This window comes from Spirillospora sp. CA-128828 (genome assembly GCF_050945415.1).
Taxonomy (GTDB): Bacteria; Actinomycetota; Actinomycetes; order Streptosporangiales; family Streptosporangiaceae; genus Spirillospora.
On record NZ_CP191986.1, the window covers coordinates 1,390,969 to 1,407,610 of the forward strand.

At 70.0% G+C, this 16,642-nt stretch carries 14 protein-coding genes and 2 pseudogenes; 13 read left to right on the plus strand and 3 right to left on the minus strand.

Annotated features, from left to right (window positions below; genetic code table 11):
• Window positions 1-278: 278 nt before the first annotated feature.
• The 10 genes and pseudogenes from ACQPXG_RS07195 (at window position 279) to ACQPXG_RS07240 (ending at window position 6,702) form a co-directional block, all read left to right on the plus strand.
• Window positions 279-659, plus strand: coding sequence for a hypothetical protein (locus tag ACQPXG_RS07195; RefSeq protein ID WP_433466825.1), 381 nt, complete (start codon window positions 279-281; stop codon window positions 657-659).
• A complete protein-coding gene (locus ACQPXG_RS07200; protein ID WP_433466826.1) occupies window positions 656-1,162 on the plus strand; it encodes an ATP-binding protein in 507 nt (168 codons plus the stop codon). The genes ACQPXG_RS07195 and ACQPXG_RS07200 overlap by 4 nt, the downstream gene beginning before the upstream one ends.
• A gap of 91 nt (window positions 1,163-1,253) precedes the next feature.
• Window positions 1,254-1,478 (plus strand): helix-turn-helix domain-containing protein, encoded by a 225-nt coding sequence (locus ACQPXG_RS07205; RefSeq protein WP_433466827.1) that lies wholly within the window; start codon window positions 1,254-1,256, stop codon window positions 1,476-1,478.
• 184 nt (window positions 1,479-1,662) lie between these two features.
• A pseudogene (locus ACQPXG_RS07210) lies at window positions 1,663-1,827 on the plus strand (GntR family transcriptional regulator); the annotation flags it as partial.
• A 99-nt stretch (window positions 1,828-1,926) separates the two neighbouring features.
• Window positions 1,927-2,352, plus strand: a complete 426-nt coding sequence (locus tag ACQPXG_RS07215; protein ID WP_433469913.1) for a UTRA domain-containing protein — start codon at window positions 1,927-1,929, stop codon at window positions 2,350-2,352.
• 125 nt (window positions 2,353-2,477) lie between these two features.
• Window positions 2,478-2,903: a plasmid replication, integration and excision activator gene (locus ACQPXG_RS07220; protein WP_433466828.1), complete on the plus strand. Its 426-nt coding sequence runs from the start codon at window positions 2,478-2,480 to the stop codon at window positions 2,901-2,903.
• Window positions 2,903-3,181, plus strand: coding sequence for a hypothetical protein (locus ACQPXG_RS07225; RefSeq protein WP_433466829.1), 279 nt, complete (start codon window positions 2,903-2,905; stop codon window positions 3,179-3,181). The genes ACQPXG_RS07220 and ACQPXG_RS07225 overlap by 1 nt, the downstream gene beginning before the upstream one ends.
• Window positions 3,181-3,474 (plus strand): hypothetical protein, encoded by a 294-nt coding sequence (locus tag ACQPXG_RS07230; protein WP_433466830.1) that lies wholly within the window; start codon window positions 3,181-3,183, stop codon window positions 3,472-3,474. The genes ACQPXG_RS07225 and ACQPXG_RS07230 overlap by 1 nt, the downstream gene beginning before the upstream one ends.
• Window positions 3,475-3,557: 83 nt before the next feature.
• Window positions 3,558-5,015, plus strand: a complete 1,458-nt coding sequence (locus ACQPXG_RS07235) for an FtsK/SpoIIIE domain-containing protein (protein WP_433466831.1) — start codon at window positions 3,558-3,560, stop codon at window positions 5,013-5,015.
• A 146-nt stretch (window positions 5,016-5,161) separates the two neighbouring features.
• Window positions 5,162-6,702 (plus strand): annotated as a pseudogene (locus ACQPXG_RS07240) (replication initiator).
• Between the two features lie 96 nt (window positions 6,703-6,798).
• Here the strand turns inward: ACQPXG_RS07240 and ACQPXG_RS07245 are convergent.
• Window positions 6,799-8,496, minus strand: a complete 1,698-nt coding sequence (locus ACQPXG_RS07245) for a recombinase family protein (protein WP_433466832.1) — start codon at window positions 8,494-8,496, stop codon at window positions 6,799-6,801.
• Between the two features lie 263 nt (window positions 8,497-8,759).
• On the opposite strand from ACQPXG_RS07245, the gene ACQPXG_RS07250 reads away from it, so the two are divergent.
• From ACQPXG_RS07250 to ACQPXG_RS07260, 3 genes are all read left to right on the plus strand, one after another.
• Window positions 8,760-9,125 (plus strand): hypothetical protein, encoded by a 366-nt coding sequence (locus ACQPXG_RS07250; RefSeq protein WP_433466833.1) that lies wholly within the window; start codon window positions 8,760-8,762, stop codon window positions 9,123-9,125.
• Window positions 9,126-9,290: 165 nt separating this feature from the next.
• Entirely contained in the window at window positions 9,291-10,325 is a 1,035-nt protein-coding gene (locus ACQPXG_RS07255) for a CaiB/BaiF CoA transferase family protein (protein WP_433466834.1), read from the plus strand.
• Between the two features lie 42 nt (window positions 10,326-10,367).
• Window positions 10,368-13,256 (plus strand): helix-turn-helix transcriptional regulator, encoded by a 2,889-nt coding sequence (locus ACQPXG_RS07260; RefSeq protein WP_433466835.1) that lies wholly within the window; start codon window positions 10,368-10,370, stop codon window positions 13,254-13,256.
• A 307-nt stretch (window positions 13,257-13,563) separates the two neighbouring features.
• Here the strand turns inward: ACQPXG_RS07260 and ACQPXG_RS07265 are convergent, their stop codons facing one another.
• Both ACQPXG_RS07265 and ACQPXG_RS07270 read right to left on the minus strand, forming a co-directional pair.
• Window positions 13,564-14,388 carry a class I SAM-dependent methyltransferase gene (locus ACQPXG_RS07265; RefSeq protein ID WP_433466836.1) on the minus strand — a complete coding sequence of 275 codons (825 nt, stop codon included), beginning with the start codon at window positions 14,386-14,388 and terminating at the stop codon, window positions 13,564-13,566.
• A gap of 249 nt (window positions 14,389-14,637) precedes the next feature.
• Window positions 14,638-16,590 (minus strand): acyl-CoA dehydrogenase family protein, encoded by a 1,953-nt coding sequence (locus tag ACQPXG_RS07270; RefSeq protein ID WP_433466837.1) that lies wholly within the window; start codon window positions 16,588-16,590, stop codon window positions 14,638-14,640.
• Window positions 16,591-16,642 lie beyond the last annotated feature (52 nt).

The following is a 16,642-nucleotide window of genomic DNA, read 5'->3' on the forward strand; positions in this document are numbered from 1 at the left end:
CTGCTGGTGGCGCGGCGTGGCTCCGGACGTGGACCGGAACGAAAGCGAGAGAACTGCATCGAGTGTGGCGAGGCAGACCGGGCCGAGGTGGCGTGAAAGCGGCGGGTCCGGCGGCACGGTGCGGGCGGCCGTTGATCGGCCCGGTTCTGCTGCGGGTCGACCAGGGGACGGCAGTGACCCCGTGTCGCCGGACTCGCATCCATTACATGGCGGGGGCGGGCGCGTGAACGTGGCGGTTCGTCCGGCGGTATCCGAACACCGAAGGGAGAGACGTTGCGATGGCGGGTGAGACGGGAAAGGCCACCGTGGTCACTGGGCCGATGGAGTCGACGGCGGGCGATGGCGGTCGGTCCGCTCGGCTCAATCACGCGATGGGCGCGCGTCGGCTGCATCTGGCGGCGCTGGACGCGGTAATCGGACGCAGCGAGGAACCGTTGTCGTGTGGGCTGGTGAGCCGGGAGGGCGGGCCGCCGGTGCTGTTGGTGGTGAGCGGGGCGGATCGGGCGCGGTCGGTGCATGTGGGGTGTGAGCGGGTCGGCGGGGTGTGGTGGTTCGTGCGGGCCGACTCTGGTGAGGGGATTGTGCCGGTCGATGAGGTCGAGTCGGCTCCGGCGGTGCTGGCCGGAATGGTCGCCGGTGGAAAGGCCGGCACCCGATGACCGCGACAGCCCAAGTGGACACCTTGGCGCATCAGCGCAGGCAGACGCTGACCAAGGCGTGTCCGGACAGCGTGTATCTGACGCGCGCTCTGGTGCGTGAGGCTCTGGACGGGTGGGGGCTGGCGGCCTACGAGAGCGACGCCTGTCAGATCATGGGTGAGCTTGCAGGGAATGCCGCAAGGCTCTGCAAGGGTGCCACGGTCCGGGCTTGGGTGAGCCGGATCGATGTAGGCGTAGAGGTGTGCGTGTGGGACGGGCACCCTGGGCGCCCCGAGCTGCAAGCGCCGCGTGACGGTGCGGAGTGCGGGCGCGGGCTGATCATCGTTCAGGCGTTCGCGTCCGGTGGCTGGGGGTGGTGCAGCCTGGGAGCAGGCAAGATCGTTTGGGCGCGCATCGCGATCGATTACGCGTGCATGCTGTCCGCCGCGCGGTCGGCGGGCCGTCCGGTGGTCGGGCCCCTGCCGCACGTGGACAGGCCGACCGCACCGACGACAACCCGATAGACGACCCCCGGCGCGTCCCTGCCGGGTCCCCTGGTCTGGTGGGTTTCCCCGAGCGTCCGCCGATCGCCTTCAACGAGATGGAAACCCCCCCGTGAGACTCAAGCGAACGATCAACCGGCCGCTGATCATTGACGGCTGGGACTTCAGCCCTGAGCAGCTCCTGAGCCCTGGCGATGTAGCCGATATGTTCCGTGTCGGCCCCAAGACCGTGGCGCGCTGGGCTGATGACGGGAAGCTGGCCTGTGTCCGCACGCTGGGGGGCGTCCGTCGATTCAGCCGTCAGCAGGTCGAGTCCTTCTTGTCCGATGGGGCCTGATCGTGATGAGCGGCGACGCGCAGACAGGCTGCGGACGACAGGGTGAAGAACTGCCAGCTCGGGACCGGTGAAAGCGTGACAGCGGCCGGTGGCGTCTGGTTTGCTGGTGCTACTCGTGTTGTCGAGCTGTTGGCAGGACCTCGTGGCAGATCACGCTTCGTACGCCCCGAAGTACGTCCAGATCATGGAGACGCTTCGGCGTCGGATCACGGACGGCACCTATCCCGTTGGGGACCCGATCCCGTCTGAGGCGGCGCTAGGGCGGGAGTTCGGGGCGTCGCGACCGACGGTGGTCCGCGCCCTCAATGAGATGGCGCTGTTGGGTGAGCTGCATCGCGAGCACGGGCGGGGCACCTTCGTTAGAGCCGCCTCCCCGTCGCGGGCCTCGGACAGTAGCCGGCCCGGTCTGGCGGTCCTGGATCGGCAGGAGACGGGGTCGTCTGTCCGGGTGCTGGAGGTCGGCCGCCGTCCTGCACCGAACCAGGTGGCTGCGCTGCTGGGCCTGGCCGAGTCGGCTCCGGTCCTGCTGCGGCGGTACGTGGGCCTGTACGACGACATCGCGAGTGAACTGGTTTCGCTGTGGGCTCCGCTGGATGTCGCGCGCTCTACCGGCCTGGACCAGGAGGGCCCGTTGACGGTGCCGGTCCGTCAGTTGATGACGGCGGGCATCACCGAACGACTGACCCGCATTGATGAACGGCTGCGGGCCCGTCGTCCGACCAGCGATGAACGCGATGCGCTCGACCTGGTCGAGGGTGAGCCGGTGCTGTCGGTCCTGGGGTCGGTGGTGGACTCGGCCGGGCGGACGGTCCTGGTGGTGGAGGTCGCCCTACCGGGCTCGCTGCATGTCCTCGAAGACAGCTACGGCTTGTGACGCAGATCACTCGATAAGTCGTCTTTCACCGGTTGAAGATCCGGATCTCTCGGGTACGTTCTAAGTACAGCAACTCGACAAAGCGAGTTGTCGTCAGTAAGAACGATCGAGAGGGTGTGATCGCGATGGCGGTACGGGGTCCGTTCAAGGTCTCGTTCGGGGACGTGTTCCCGTTCGGGGCGTTCATCAAGGGCGGGGTGGAGCCGGTGCGGGACTTCGACCGGTCGACCCCCGAGAACTTCGTCCAGGCCCGCGACAAGGACACGGGCGAACTGGTCTGGGCGGTGGAGGTCCTGGACGCCGATCCGGAGTCCAAGGGCACGTTCAAGGTCAAGCTGACCGGGCCGGTTCAGCCGATCGTGCCGGAGGCTCCGGCGGGGTTCCCGTTCGTGCCGGTGGAGTTCGATGGGCTGGCGGTGACGCCCTACGTCAACTCCGGTACCGGGCGGCTGGCCTACAGCCTCAAGGCGGCTGCGGTCCGTCCGGCCAACTTCAAGGGCGGCGGCGCTTCCCGCACGGGCAAGGACAACGCGGCCAAGGACGCTGCCTGATGGCGGGCGGGCGCATGTCGGCGCTGTCGCTGCCCATCGACGCGTCGGCGTCGGTGAAGTTCAAGCCGTTCCGGGGGCGTACTCCGCTGTTCACGGTGTCGGCGGGTCGGGTGCTGGTCACCCTCACGCTCCCGGAGCGGGTCAACGCTGGGGATGTGGAGTTCGCGCGGGGGCTGGCCGAGCAGGCGGCGGCGTACGCGGTGGAGGTGGAGCGGCTGTATCGCTCCGGCCGTCGTCCCTCGTCGGGCCGGTCGTCGGGCAAGGGGGTGGCTGCCTGATGGACGCCTACAGCTACACCACGGTGAATGTGGACCCGGACGGGACGGCATCGGTGAACGTGGCCTTGCGGCCCGACCGGGAGGTCTCGGTGCTGTGCCCGCGTGGCCGTGACCGCGCGCAGATCTCGATCTCGCACGCAGGCGCCCGTGTGGTCATCATGCCGACCAACCCGACCGCGCCGACCGCCGAAGACCTCGCGACCGCCCGCCAGCTCGCGGAGTTGTTCGCCCGGTACGCGGCCGAGGTGGAACGGCTCCACACCGCGTCACAGTCCGCCGCACCTGCGGCCTGAAAACCAGGTGGGGCGGCTGGAGCTGGTACCTCCGGCCGCCCCGCTTCTCTCCCCTGAACAACGCAACGAAGAGGTGATCCATCATGGCATGGGAGTTCCGCAAAATCCGTCCGGGCGACAACGTCGCCGTCGAAGCGCAGCGTGACCCGTTCGCGCCCCCGAAATGGGCCCCTCCGGTGTGGCACATGCCCGAGGGCCTGGTGCTCATCGTCAACGCCGTCCGCATCCTGGTCCGGACGGTCGCCTTCCTGGTCCGCAACATCGTCCCCGTCACCGTGGCGTCCGGCCTGGGCTGGCTCGGCTACCGGTTCGGGTGGACGGTCCCCGTCATCGTCCTGGCCCTCGTCCTCCAGGGCCTGAGCGCGTGGGCACTGGTCGACAATCCGTCCTTCGTCCGCTGGATCGCCCGTCCCGTCCGGGCCCGATGGCGGCTCGTCACGATCTACCGGCGCGACTGGCAACCCGTCCTCGTCACCGCCGGACTGACCAAGGTCCACAAGGGGCGCGAATACCTGCCCTCCCTGGTCCGGGTCCGCTGCGGCCCGACGTCGGATCGGGTGCTGGTGAAGATGCTCAAGGGCCAGGCCCCGGACGCCTGGGAACAGGTCGCGGTCAACCTGGCGCACGGCTTCGGCGCAACCCTCGTCCGCGTCCGGGACGGGGACCGTCCAGGCCGGATCTGGCTGGAGTTCGTCCGCCGCGATGCCCTCGCCGTCCCCATCCCCGCACTCCCGATCCCGGACCCTGCCGACGTCGACCTGTCCGGGCTGGAGATCGGACGGGCCGAGGACGGCTCACCCTGGCGGCTCCGGCTCCTCGGCACCCACGTCCTCATCGCGGGCGCAACCGGGGCCGGCAAGGGGTCGGTCATCTGGTCGATCATCCGTGCGCTGCTGCCCTGGATGCTGTCCGGGCTGGTGGAGGTGTGGGGCATCGACCCCAAGCGCATGGAACTGTCCTTTGGGCGGGCGCTGTTCGAACGGTGCGGGCGCTACAGCGACGACCCCAAGGGCGGCATGGTTGAACTGCTGGAGGCGGCGGCCGAGGACATGAACGCCCGCGCCGAACGCTTCGCAGGCGTCACCCGCTCGTTCACGCCGTCGCATGAGCACCCGTTCCGGGTCATCGTGGTCGATGAACTGGCCTTCCTCACCGCCTACTGCCCCGACCGCGACCTGAGAAAGCGGGCCGAGTCGGCGCTGGCCGTGCTCACCTCACAGGGCCGGTCGGTCGGGTACTGCGTGATCGGCGCGCAGCAGGACGCCCGCAAAGAGGTCAACAACCTGCGCAACCTGTTCCCCGACCGCATCGCGCTGCGCCTGGACGAAGACGACCAAGTCGACATGGTGCTCGGCGACGGCGCCCGCGACCGTGGCGCCCTGGCCGACGAGATCTCCTCTATCCCCGAGGTCGGCGCTGGTGTCGGCTTCGTCCGGCTGGAGGCGAGTCCGGATCCGGTGCGGGTGCGGGCGGCGTATGTGTCCGATGACGACATCAAAGACATGGTCGCGCTGGGCTTCCCTGATGTGGAGGCGGCGTGAATCAACTGACCCTCGACGGTCGCGCATCCCCAGCGGCTGAGCCCGAACCCGCCCCGGAACCGGTGGTCAAGACGCTGCCCCCGCTGGCGCGCGGGGTGCTGGAAGCGGTCGCGGTCGAACACGGCGTCTGCATCCGGCCGGTGCCGATGCGGCGCGTGGACCTCAACACGGGCGCGGCTGAGGTGGTGTACGTCCCGTGCAATCACACAATGGCCTCGGTGTGCCCCTCGTGCGCCGAACGCAAGCGCAAACTCCGCGCCGTCCAGTGCTCCCAAGGCTGGCACCTGACCGAAGAACCCGTCATCACCCGCGCTGACCCCGATGATGAGCAACGCGCGTGGATGGAACTGCGGGCACAAGCTCAATCGGCCCGTGACCGTGCGGCCGAGGAGGGTTCGGCGGACGGGGAAGGGCCGGAGTTCTGGGATGCCGTGGTGCGTGACCTCGACATCGAACTCGAACGCTCCGGCGTGCGGGGCTCGCTCAAGACCGGCGAGGAGAGCAAAGGCCGGCGTGCCCGGTCGACTCGGCGGCGGCAGGACGCTCCGGATCTGCCTCGGCGTCCGGTCGACTCCCGCACGGTCGGCAAGGTGTTCCGGGGCCGTGACGGCAAGACGTTCCGGCCGTCGATCTTCCTGACCCTGACGCTGGACTCCTACGGGCGGGTGCGCTCGGACGGAACCCCAGTCGACCCGGCGACGTACGACTACACGCGGGCCACGCGCGATGCCCTGCACTTCTCCAAGCTGGTGGACCGGTTCGTGCAGAACCTGCGCCGGTTCGTCGGCTACGACGTCCAGTACTTCGCCACCGTCGAACCGCAGCGGCGATTGGCTCCCCACCTGCACATGGCCATCCGGGGCACCATCTCCCGCGCCGAACTGCGGCAGGTGGTGGCGGCCACCTATCACCAAGTGTGGTGGCCTCCCACCGACCGCGTCGTCTTCGACGGCGAACACCTCCCGGTCTGGGACGACGCTGCGGGCGACAATGGCGGCTACCTCGACCCCACTACCGGTGAAGTCCTCCCAACCTGGGATGAGGCGCTGGACGCCGTGGGCCTGGACGAGGATGCCGAACCGCTCCACGTGGTGAAGTTCGGGCGGCAGATCGACGCCCAAGGCGTGATGCCCGACTCCCCGAAGTCCCGCAAGCTCATCGGCTACTTGACCAAGTACCTGGTCAAGGGCGTCGCCGAATGCCACACCGCCCAGACTGCGACGCAGCGTGAACATGCCGATCGGATGGCCGAAGCGCTCCGCTATGAGCCGTGCTCACCGACGTGCGCGAACTGGCTGCGCTACGGCGTCCAGCCCAAGAACCCCGCAAGGGCCTCACCCCCGGCTACTGCAAAGGCAAGGCACACCGACACGAACACCTCGGCTACGGCGGCCGCCGCGTCCTGGTCTCCCGCAAATGGTCCGGCAAGACCCTCGCCGACCACAAGGCGGACCGTAAGGCGTGGGTCCTGGCCCGCCTCGCTGAGGCCGGTATCCCCGTGCTCAACCCGGCCAACCCGAACGCCGTCCACGTCTGGGAACGCGCCGGACCAGGCGACCCCGACGTCAAGCCCATCGAACGACGGCTCATGCACATGATCAACGAACGCGTCACCCGACAAGCACAACTCGACCAAGCAACCCGGACCGACACTCCCGATCATTCGGCAACTAGGCGGGCTGCGTGAGCGGTGAGAACAAGTGGTCTGAGGAGTCGGAACGATGGTTCGCTGCGCAGTTGGCCAAAGCACCGCCCATCAGTGAGGCCCAAGCCCGCGACACGGTCAGGATTCTTGCTCAAGCCAGAGCGGAACGAGGCGCTCAGGCTGGAACTTCGGTCCCTTTGGCGGAAGCTTCCTGACCAGGATGCCCGTCACGTACCGGTCAATGATGGCGCGTTGCCGGTCGATGGTCGCTGGATCCTTCGCCAGGGCGCGCAGTTCGTTCCCGCTATCGAGTACACGGGCGTGGGTCTCGGTGGCGGTGCGCTGCCATGTCTGACGTTGACGGCGCAGTTCCTTGATGGTGTTCTCCCACTTGGCGACCCGCGACATGCCGAACGACTCGCTGGTCTCGCCAGAGTCGATCTTGTCGGCCCACATGTCGCGCTTGCTGATCGCGTCGGCCAACTCCTCCTCGCCATCCCACTTCGCGTTGTCACCTGGGACGATCGCGGGCGACAACTCGTCAATGTGCCGGGCTACAAGTTCGATCACATGCTCGTCTGTCCGGTCGGCATTGATCGTCATCTTCCCGCACGATGTTGCGTCGCCGCTGCACCTGTAGACCCGGCGCTGCCGCTTCTCCCACGTCTTGGTTGCCTTGCTGTACCCAGCCACCACGTTGCCGTACATCGGGCCCTTACACACTCCGCACCGCAGCAAGGACGCCAGCAGGAATCGGCGTTGTCCTGGCGCCGGATTGGCTCGGCTCGTGGAGCGGCCGGCGAGGTAGGCCACGATCTCCTCGTGCTCGGCAACGGTGAAGACGGGGTCTTGACCTTCAACGAACACCGGCTTGCCATCACGGCCAATCGCTATCTCACCTCGGTAGATGCGGTATCCCGCCAGCCTTGGCGAGGTGAGTACCGCCTTGATCACGCTCTGCGTCCACAACCTGCCGAGTGGGGTCAGCAAGCCCGCCTCGTTCCACTCCCGTGCGAGGGCCGTGAGCTTCTCACCGGCCAGTACGCGCCTTCGGGCGTCCCGCAGCGCCTTCGCTTCGCGCGGGTCCTGTCGGTAGCGGAGTTCGTACCAGACGCGTTTCTTGGCCGCGTCAATGCGCAGCTTGTCTGCGGATGCCTCGGCTTCCCGCAACTCGGCCAGTGCCTCGGGAGTGGCCTGGTAGCCGAACCCTCGGCGGCCTCCGGTCGGTTGCCCCGCACTGGCCTTGCGCGCGTGCTCACGAGTCTGCCGTTCCCGCATGGCCGATACCTCGCCTGTCCCGATGATGGAGATCTCAAGCGTGAGGCGCTGGTGCGTGGCGGGGTCGTCCAGGTCGTAGATGGTGGCCTTGGATGCGAAGTGAATCCCGCCGTGCTTGGTGTTCCGCTTGAGTCCGTGTTCCCGAAAGACCCGGGCCAGGTCGTAGTCAAGACGCGCGAATCGATCAGACTTCCATGTGATCACGGCATTGATGACGCCCTTGGCGAGATCGCTCATCAGTTGCTCGAACGCGGGCCGCACAACGCCGTACTTGGCGGCCGTGAGGTCGTCGTCCACGTACAGCCGGGACAGTGGCCAACAAAGCTCGTCGGCGCGCTCCATGACGTCGGTGATCTGCTTGCTGATGCCCCGAAGGCTACGGTCCTCGTCGCGGGAGATCCGGGCGTACCCCCCGGCGACGACGGGGCCTCCCGCGCTGAACGTGTGCGGATCGAGGATGAGCCAGTACGACAGGCCGCCTCGGCCGAGCGGAAAGTATTCGGCAGTTACGGGTACGCACTCGGGGACGTGGACGCGGAGGTCTTCGGGGGTTGGCATGCCTCTAAGTCTAGAGATTCGTTAGTCAATCTGCTGCTCGTAGAACAGCGAGAACCGCATGGCGAACCACCTCCCGGCCAGCCTCACTCGAATTGGACACCGCGTCAACACGCATGACCGGCCGGGATCACATCCCGGCTCGCTTGCCGGGAGGGCCGCGCTTGGCACGGTAGAGCCCGAAACCGTGGTGAAGCCACGAGCGTCCACGCAAACAACCCGGTGCCCGTGCCGCACGAGCACCCGACACAACCAGGGAATCCACTATGAAGAATCGTCGCCGGACCGCGTACGCTGTCGGCGCCTTCATCAGCGCTTTCATCGGCGCCCTCGTCGGCGCCCTCATCGAGGGCTCGGACTTCGCTCTCGCTGATCTCTCCCTCCACACCCTGGGCGGAGGCATCGGCGGCATCGCCGGGGTCTTCTGCGGCCTCGACGGCCCCGACGCCGCCGCCGGCAGGAAGCTCGCCCGCCACATCGCTGGTGGCATCGTGCTCGCCGTCATCGGCTGCGTCGCCCTGGCCGCCCCGGTCTGGGACATCCCCGTTGGCTACGCCCTTCTCGTCAATCTCATCTGCGGTATGGCCGCGGGTGTCGCCGTCGGCTTGTGTTCGGCCCGATTGGGCCGGTGAGATCGGACGGCCCCGGACAGGACAAGTGCCCGACCTGCTCTCGCAGGTCGGGCTCTTCCTCTGCCGGGGAAGGTCCCGGAGGATCGAGTTGTCGACCAAGCGCTCGCTTGACGGTCGCCGCATCGGACCGGCACGGTGAGGCGGACGACATGCGAGAGGAGCGCCATGGCGCCGCTGGACGGACTCCGCGTCCTCGACCTGACGATGTGGCGGCCCGGGCCGTACGCGACGCAGCTGCTCGCCCAGCTCGGCGCCGACGTGATCAAGGTGGAGCCGCCCGGCGGGGAGCCGATGCGGATGTTCGGCGACCACTTCGACGTCCTCAACCGGCACAAGCGCGGCATCGCGCTCGATCTGAAGTCCGAGGACGGGCTCAAGGCCCTCAGGGGGCTCGCCAAGGACGCCGAGGTCTTCGTCGAAGGGTTCCGGCCGGGTGTCGCCGAGCGGCTGGGGGTGGGGCACGAAACCCTGCGAGAGCTCAACCCGCGCCTGGTCTACTGCTCCATCTCCGGGTACGGGGCGGAAGGGCCGCTCAAGGACGTCCCAGGGCACGACATCAACTACCGCGCGTACGCCGCCGCGCTGCCGCCCGACGCCGTCTCGCCGGAGGCCGACGAGCTCCCGCTCGCGGACATGGCGGCCGCGACGATGGCCGCGTTCGCGATCACCGCTGCCTGCCTCAAGGCGCGCGGAACGGGCGTCGGCGACCGCATCGACTTGGGCATGGCGGACGTCCTGGCGCACTGGGTCGGCACCGTGCCGGCGGCGACGCGGCGTTCGGGCGCGGGGCCCGTCCCCGGCTACGGCGTCTACCCGACGAAGGACGGCCGGAAGATCACCCTCGGTGTCGTGTCCGAGGAGAGGCTCTGGGCCGCCACCTGCCGCGCCCTCGGGATCGACGAGCACGCCGACGTTCCCTTCGCCGAACGGCTCGGGCGGATAGGCGAGCTGGACGCGGCCGTGACCGCCGCGGTGGCCGGGCTGACGCAGGCCGAGGCCATCGAGAGGCTCGGCGAGGCGGGGGCACCGGTGGCGCCACTCGTCTCGCATGCCGAGATGCTCGATCTCGACCATTTCCGGGAGCGGAGGATTCAGGAGGAAGGCCCCGTGCGGACCACCGTCCACCCGCCCCTGCCGCAGGGAGCGGTCCCCAGGCTGGACGAGCACCGAGGCCAGACCTGGCGGCGTCTCACGGACTGAAATTCCGGGCGGATTGTCCGATACGTTTGGCATGCTTGTGACGTGAACGCACGCGCGATGAGTCCCGTCCTGGTCGGCAGATCCGCCGAACTCGGGCGGCTCAGGGGCGCTCTCGCCGCGGCGCCCGGGGCCGTGCTCGTCGGCGGCGACGCCGGGCTCGGCAAGACCCGCCTGATCCGGGAGTTCGCCAAGGACGCCGAGGCGCGGGTGCTGGTCGGCGGCTGCCTGGAACTCGGCTCCGACGGCCTGCCGTTCGCGCCGTTCACCACCGTCCTGCGCGGGCTCGTCCGCGACATCGGCATCGACGGCGTCGCCGGGCTCGTCCCGCGCGGCGACACCGGCGCCCTGGCCCGGCTGCTGCCCGAGTTCGGGGAGCCGGAGTCGGACACCGCGTCCGGCGAGGAGCGCGCACGGCTGTTCGAGGTCGTGCTGACGCTGCTGGAGCGGCTGGCCGAGCGGGGCCCGTTCGTGCTGGTCATCGAGGACGCCCACTGGGCGGACCGTTCCACTCGCGACCTGCTGGCCTTCCTGATCCGCAATCTCGGCACCGCGCCGCTGCTGATCGTCATGACGTACCGGTCGGACGAGCTGCACCGCACCCATCCGCTGCGTCCGCTGCTCGCCGGGCTCGAACGGCTCGAACGCGTCCGCCGGGTGGAGATCGGCCGGCTGCCCCGCGCCGACGTCGAGGCCCTCGTCACCCAGCTGCTCGGGCAGACGCCACCGCCCGGCCTGGTCGAGCGGATCGAGGCCCGCAGCGAGGGCAACCCGCTGTTCATCGAGACGCTGCTCGACGACGACGGCACGCTGGCGTGCGAGCTGCCCGAGTCGCTGCGCGACCTGCTGCTGGCGGGCGTCCAGCGGCTTCCCGAGGAGACGCAGGACGTCCTGCGGGACGCCAGCGGCGGCAGCACCCGGATCGAGCACGCGCTGCTGGCGGCCGTGTCCGGGCTCGACGACGCCGCGCTGACCCGCGTCCTGCGGCCCGCCGTGGCCGCCAACGTCCTCGTCGTCGACGGCGACGGCTACGCATTCCGGCATGCCCTGATTCGCGAGGCCGTTCACGACGACCTGTTGCCCGGCGAGTACACGCGTCTCCACACCCGCTACGCCGAGGCCCTCGAAAAGGACCCGGGGCTCGTCTCGGCAGGGCGGCTCTGGGTGGAGCTGAGCTACCACTGGATGCAGGCCCATGACAGCACGTGGGCGCTGGTCGCGTCCTGGCGCGCCGCCGGGGAGGCCCGCAAGGCGGTCGCCTACGCGGAACGTCTGGCGATGCTCGAACGCGTCCTCCAGCTCTGGGACAAGGTGCCGGACGCCGCCGAGCACATCGGCGTCGACCACGTCACCGTGATGGAGGAGGCCGCGGCCGCCGCCGACGCGGCCGGCGAGTACGACCGCGGCGTCAAGCTCGTCACCGCCGCGCTCAAGGAGGTCGAGGCCGCGGACGGCGAGCGCGACACCGCCCGCTGGGCGATGCTGCTGGAGCTGCGCGGCCGCATGCTCTACCACTTGGCGCGCCCGGGTTTCGTCGAGGATCTGCGCGCCGCGGTGGAGGCGCTGCCCGCCGACCCGCCGACCATCCTGCGCGCCCGGGCGCTGTCCACGCTGGGCAACTACGTGCGCATCACCATCTCCATGGAGGAGGCCCGCGAGGCGGCGCTGGAGTCGCTCGCCATCGCGCGCGCCCTCGGCGACCCCATCGCGGAGGCAGAAGCGCTGATCACGCTGTTCTGCGCCCACATCGACTACGAGGACGAGGGGCGCCTGACCGAGGTCGGGGAGACGGCCGAGCGTAGCCGCAACCACCGGGTGCTGCTCCGCTACTACGTGATCAAGTCGCACTTCCTGGAGGGCGCCGGACGGCACGAGGAGGCCGCCGCCGTCGCCGAACGCGGCACGACGCTCGCCCGCGAGTACGGCGTGGCCCGCACCCAGGGCACGTTCCTGTCGATCAACCAGGCCGAGCCCCTGGTCTCGCTCGGCCGGTGGGACGAGGCCATGGCCGTGATGAACCACGCGCTGGAGCAGGACCCGGCGATCACCACCCGCACGTCGCTGCTCGTCCTGTCGGGCTGGGTGGCGCTGGTGCGCGGCGACCTCGCGACCGCCCGGGCGCAGTTGGCCAGGTCCCGCGAGATCCTGCGGCTCAAGTTGAACTGGCTGAAGACACAGGACTACTTCAGCACCCTCTGGCTTGAGGCGAGCATCGCCTCCGCCGAGGGACGCCCCGAGGAAGCGCTGAACGCCCTGCGCCTCGTCCTCGACAAGGGCGGCATGCCGGACGACGCCCGCTACGCGTGGCCGGCGCTCACCGTCGGCGCGGCGGCCTGCACCGAACTGGGCGACGCCGCCGCGGACCATCTGCACCGGTTCGAGGAGCGCGCCGCCGGCCTCGAAGCCAGCGGCCCGCTCCAGCACGCGCACTGCCTCACGTTCGCCGCCGAACTGGCCCGGGCGCGCGGCACTCTCGACCGCGCCGCCTGGGAGGAGGCCGCGGCCGAGTGGGAGGCGCTCGCCAACCCCTACTACCGGGCGCGGGCCCTGACCCGCGCGGCGGAGGCGGCGCTCGCCGAGGGCGACCACGACGCCGCGGCGGACGCCTTGCAGACCGCCGCCGAGCTCGCGGACGGGCTGGGCGCCGCGCCGCTCGCCGGGCAGATCGCCGACCTGCTGCGCCGCACCCGGATGCCGCGCCGGACCGACGCGTCCGCACCGCTCGGGCTCACGCCCCGCGAGTACGAGGTGCTGCGGCTGGTCGCCGACGGCCGCAGCAACCGCGACATCGCCGAGGCGCTGTTCATCTCGGTGAAGACGGCCAGCGTCCACGTGTCGAACATCCTCGGCAAGCTGGACGTGACGAGCCGCGGCGAGGCCGCCGCCACCGCCCATCGCCTGGCCCTGTTCGCCGCACCGAGGGTCGACGCCTGATCGTGCGGATCCTGCCGCGCCTGATCCCGCCGGAGCTGATTCGGTGGCGGGGATCTCCCCTCCGCTGACCCCCGCCACACGAACCGTCGGACCACACGGGAACTTCGTGGCCGGCCTTCTCGGTCACGGCCCGCGGAAGCAGGCGGTGCTTCGCCGCCCGGAGAGGCGAACCGGGACCGTCGGGCCACTGACCAGTGTCGCGGTCCGTAGGCCCGGACGCGGCGCGAGACATACCGTTACGGGCGACAGAAAAAAGCGACGGGGACAGGTCGGCTTCCGTGACCTGTCCCCGTCCGTGCGGCGCGGGTCAGCGCGGGACGCGCGCGACGCAGATGACCGTCTGCCCGAACGGCGGCTTGACGAAGCGCTCGATGGTGCGGGTGAGCGGCACCACCGTCCGGTCGTAGATCTTGACGAGCTTCGGGTCGGGGTAGCCGGCGCCGCCGCGGCGGACCGCGAACCACCAGGCGATGCCGCCCAGGAAGTTGATCGGCTTGAGGACCTCGGGGACCAGCCCGGCCTCGCGGACGGACTTCTCCAGCGTGGCCGGCGTGTACCGGGTGACGTGCCCGACCTTGCGGTCGAAGTCGCCGTAGAGCTGCATGTAGCCGGGCACCCAGATGACGATGCGGCCGCCGGGCTCGGTGACGGCGGCGAGGTCGCGCAGTGCCTGGACGTCGTCCTTGATGTGCTCCAGGACGTTCATCATCACGACGGTGTCGACCTTCTGCCGGATCTTGATGTCGGCCGGCAGGGCCAGGTCGATGACCTCGACGTCGTCGTTGTCCTCGTAGCGATTGCGCAGCTCGCCGACGCAGTACGGGTCGTTGTCGCTGACGACGAGGTAGTCCAGGCGTCCGGCGAACTGCTCGGAGAAGTGCCCGAGACCCGAGCCGACCTCCAGCATGGACCGGCCGACGTGCGGCGCGATGGTGTCGTACTCGTACTTGCGGTAGTTGCGGGCCTCGTCCCCGCCCAGATGGTTCTCCAGCGCGCCCTCACCGGCGGCGGGCTGGACGACGTCCCCGTCGGGCGCGGGCCCGGCGGCGGCGGGGCCGGACTTCTTCGGGCCGCTGCCGATGAGGTTGAGGAGGGTGCCTGCGATGGACTTCTTCTGACCAGGTGACTGCATTACTTCCCGCTCGCTGGGTGCGTTGGCGTTCGGCTTCTCGTTCGCCGGACCGTTCTCCTGTGGGGGCGACCCCCACACCCCCGCTCCGCCGGCGCTCCGCTCCGGAGCCGCGACCAGATCCCCGTGGGACGGTTCGATCTCTGGCGCGAAGGTCGGGTCAGTCTATCCATGCGTACGCGCCGGACGTCCCGCGGTGATCGATCGCGGGCGCCCGCTGGGCGTGTCGCCAGGTCAGAGGAGGGCGCGGTGTCAGCGGATGGTGCGGTGGACGTCCTCCCTGCTGCTCGGTCCCGGCTCGGACGACGCGATCCACGGCCCCGGGATGGACGGGTCCAGCACGCCCTCCTCCACCCAGGCGAAGTCTCCGGCGAGGACGGCCCGCGCCAGCTTCACGTCCATCGCGTCGGTGTTGCGCCACAGCCCGTCGAAGAGTTCCTCGACGCGGACGTGCGCCTGCCGGCAGAACGCGTCGGCGAGCAGCAGGGCGGACCTGCCCGGGGCGGCGGCGCCGTCCGGGCCCGGGCCCACCGGCGGGCCCTCCGCCGACGCGTCGGCGTGGGCGCGGACGCACACCGCGCTCATCGCGAACAGCTCGGCGCCGATGTCGACCATCCGGCCGAGGAACCCCTGCCGGTACTCCAGGCCGCCCTGCCAGCGTCCCGCCGCGTAGAAGATCGACCGGGCCAGCTTGCGGGACGCCCGCTCGACGTACCGCAGATGCCGCGCCAGCGGCCCGAACTCGGCGTAGGCGTTCGGGCGGTGCCCGGCGCCGGTGACGAGCGTCGGCAGCCAGCGCGCGTAGAACCCGCCCGCCTTCGCCGCCGCCCGCGCCTTCTCCCCGGTGGACGCGTCCGGGTCGATGATGTCGCCCGCCACCGACAGATGCGCGTCCACCGCCTCGCGGGCGATCAGCAGGTGCATGATCTCGGTGGAACCCTCGAAGATCCGGTTGATGCGCAGGTCGCGGAGCACCTGCTCGGCCGGGACGCCGCGCTCGCCCCGGGCCGCGAGGGACTCGGCGGTCTCGTAGCCGCGCCCGCCGCGCAGCTGGACCAGCTCGTCCGCGGCCCGGCACGCCATCTCCGACGACCACAGCTTGGCGAGCGCCGCCTCGATCCGGATGTCGCCCCGCTCGTCGTCCGCGAGCTGGCCGGACAGGTCGAGCATCGCCTCCATCGCGTACGCGGTCGCCGTGATGAACGCGATCTTGCGGGACACGGCCTCGTGCTCGCCGACCGGCCGGCCCCACTGCACCCGCTCCTTCGACCACTCCCGCGCGATCCTGGTGGCCCACTTGCCGCTCGCCGCGCACATCGCGGGCAGCGACAGCCGGCCGGTGTTCAGCGTGGTGAGCGCGATCTTCAGGCCGGCGCCCTCCGCGCCGATCAGGTTCGCCTTCGGGACGCGGACGTCGTGGAACCGGGTGACGCCGTTCTCGATGCCGCGCAGCCCCATGAAGGCGTTGCGGTTCTCGACGGTGATGCCGGGCGTGTCCATGTCCACGATGAACGCGGAGATGCCGCCGCGGTGCCCGTCCGACTTCGGGACGCGCGCCATCACGACGACGAGATCGGCGATGACGCCGTTGGTCGTCCAGAGCTTGACGCCGTTGAGGACGTAGTCGTCGCCGTCCGGGACGGCGGCGGCGCGCAGCCGGGCCGGGTCCGAGCCGACGTCGGGCTCGGTGAGCAGGAACGCGCTGACCTCCCGCGCGCAGCGCGGCAGCCAGGCGTCCTGCTGTTCCCGGGTGCCGAACAGCTTGACCGGCTGCGGGACACCGATGGACTGGTGCGCCGACAGCAGCGCGCCGATCGCGGGGCTGACCGACCCCGCGACCATCAGCGCGCGGCCGTAGTAGAGCTGCCCGAGCCCGAGCCCGCCGTACTTCTCCGGGATCTTCATGCCGAGCGCGCCGAGGTCCCGCAGGCCCTTGATGACATCGTCCGGGATGCGCGACTCCCGCTCGATCACCGCGGGGTCGATCTCGGCGGCGCAGAACTCGGTGAGCTTGGCGAGGAACTCCTCGCCGCGGCGCCGCGGCTCCTCGGCCGGGCGCGGATGCGGATGGATCAGGTCGAGGCGGAAGTCGCCCAGGAACAGCTGCTTGCCGAAGCTCGGCAGCCGCCACTCGGTCTCCCGGGCCTCCTCGGCGACCTTCCGGGCCGTCCGCTCGTCGACGTGCGCATGGGTTCGCTGGCTCATGTGATCGAACCTTCCCGTGGCCGGTTGGGGAAACCCTGCCCGGCCGGAGAGC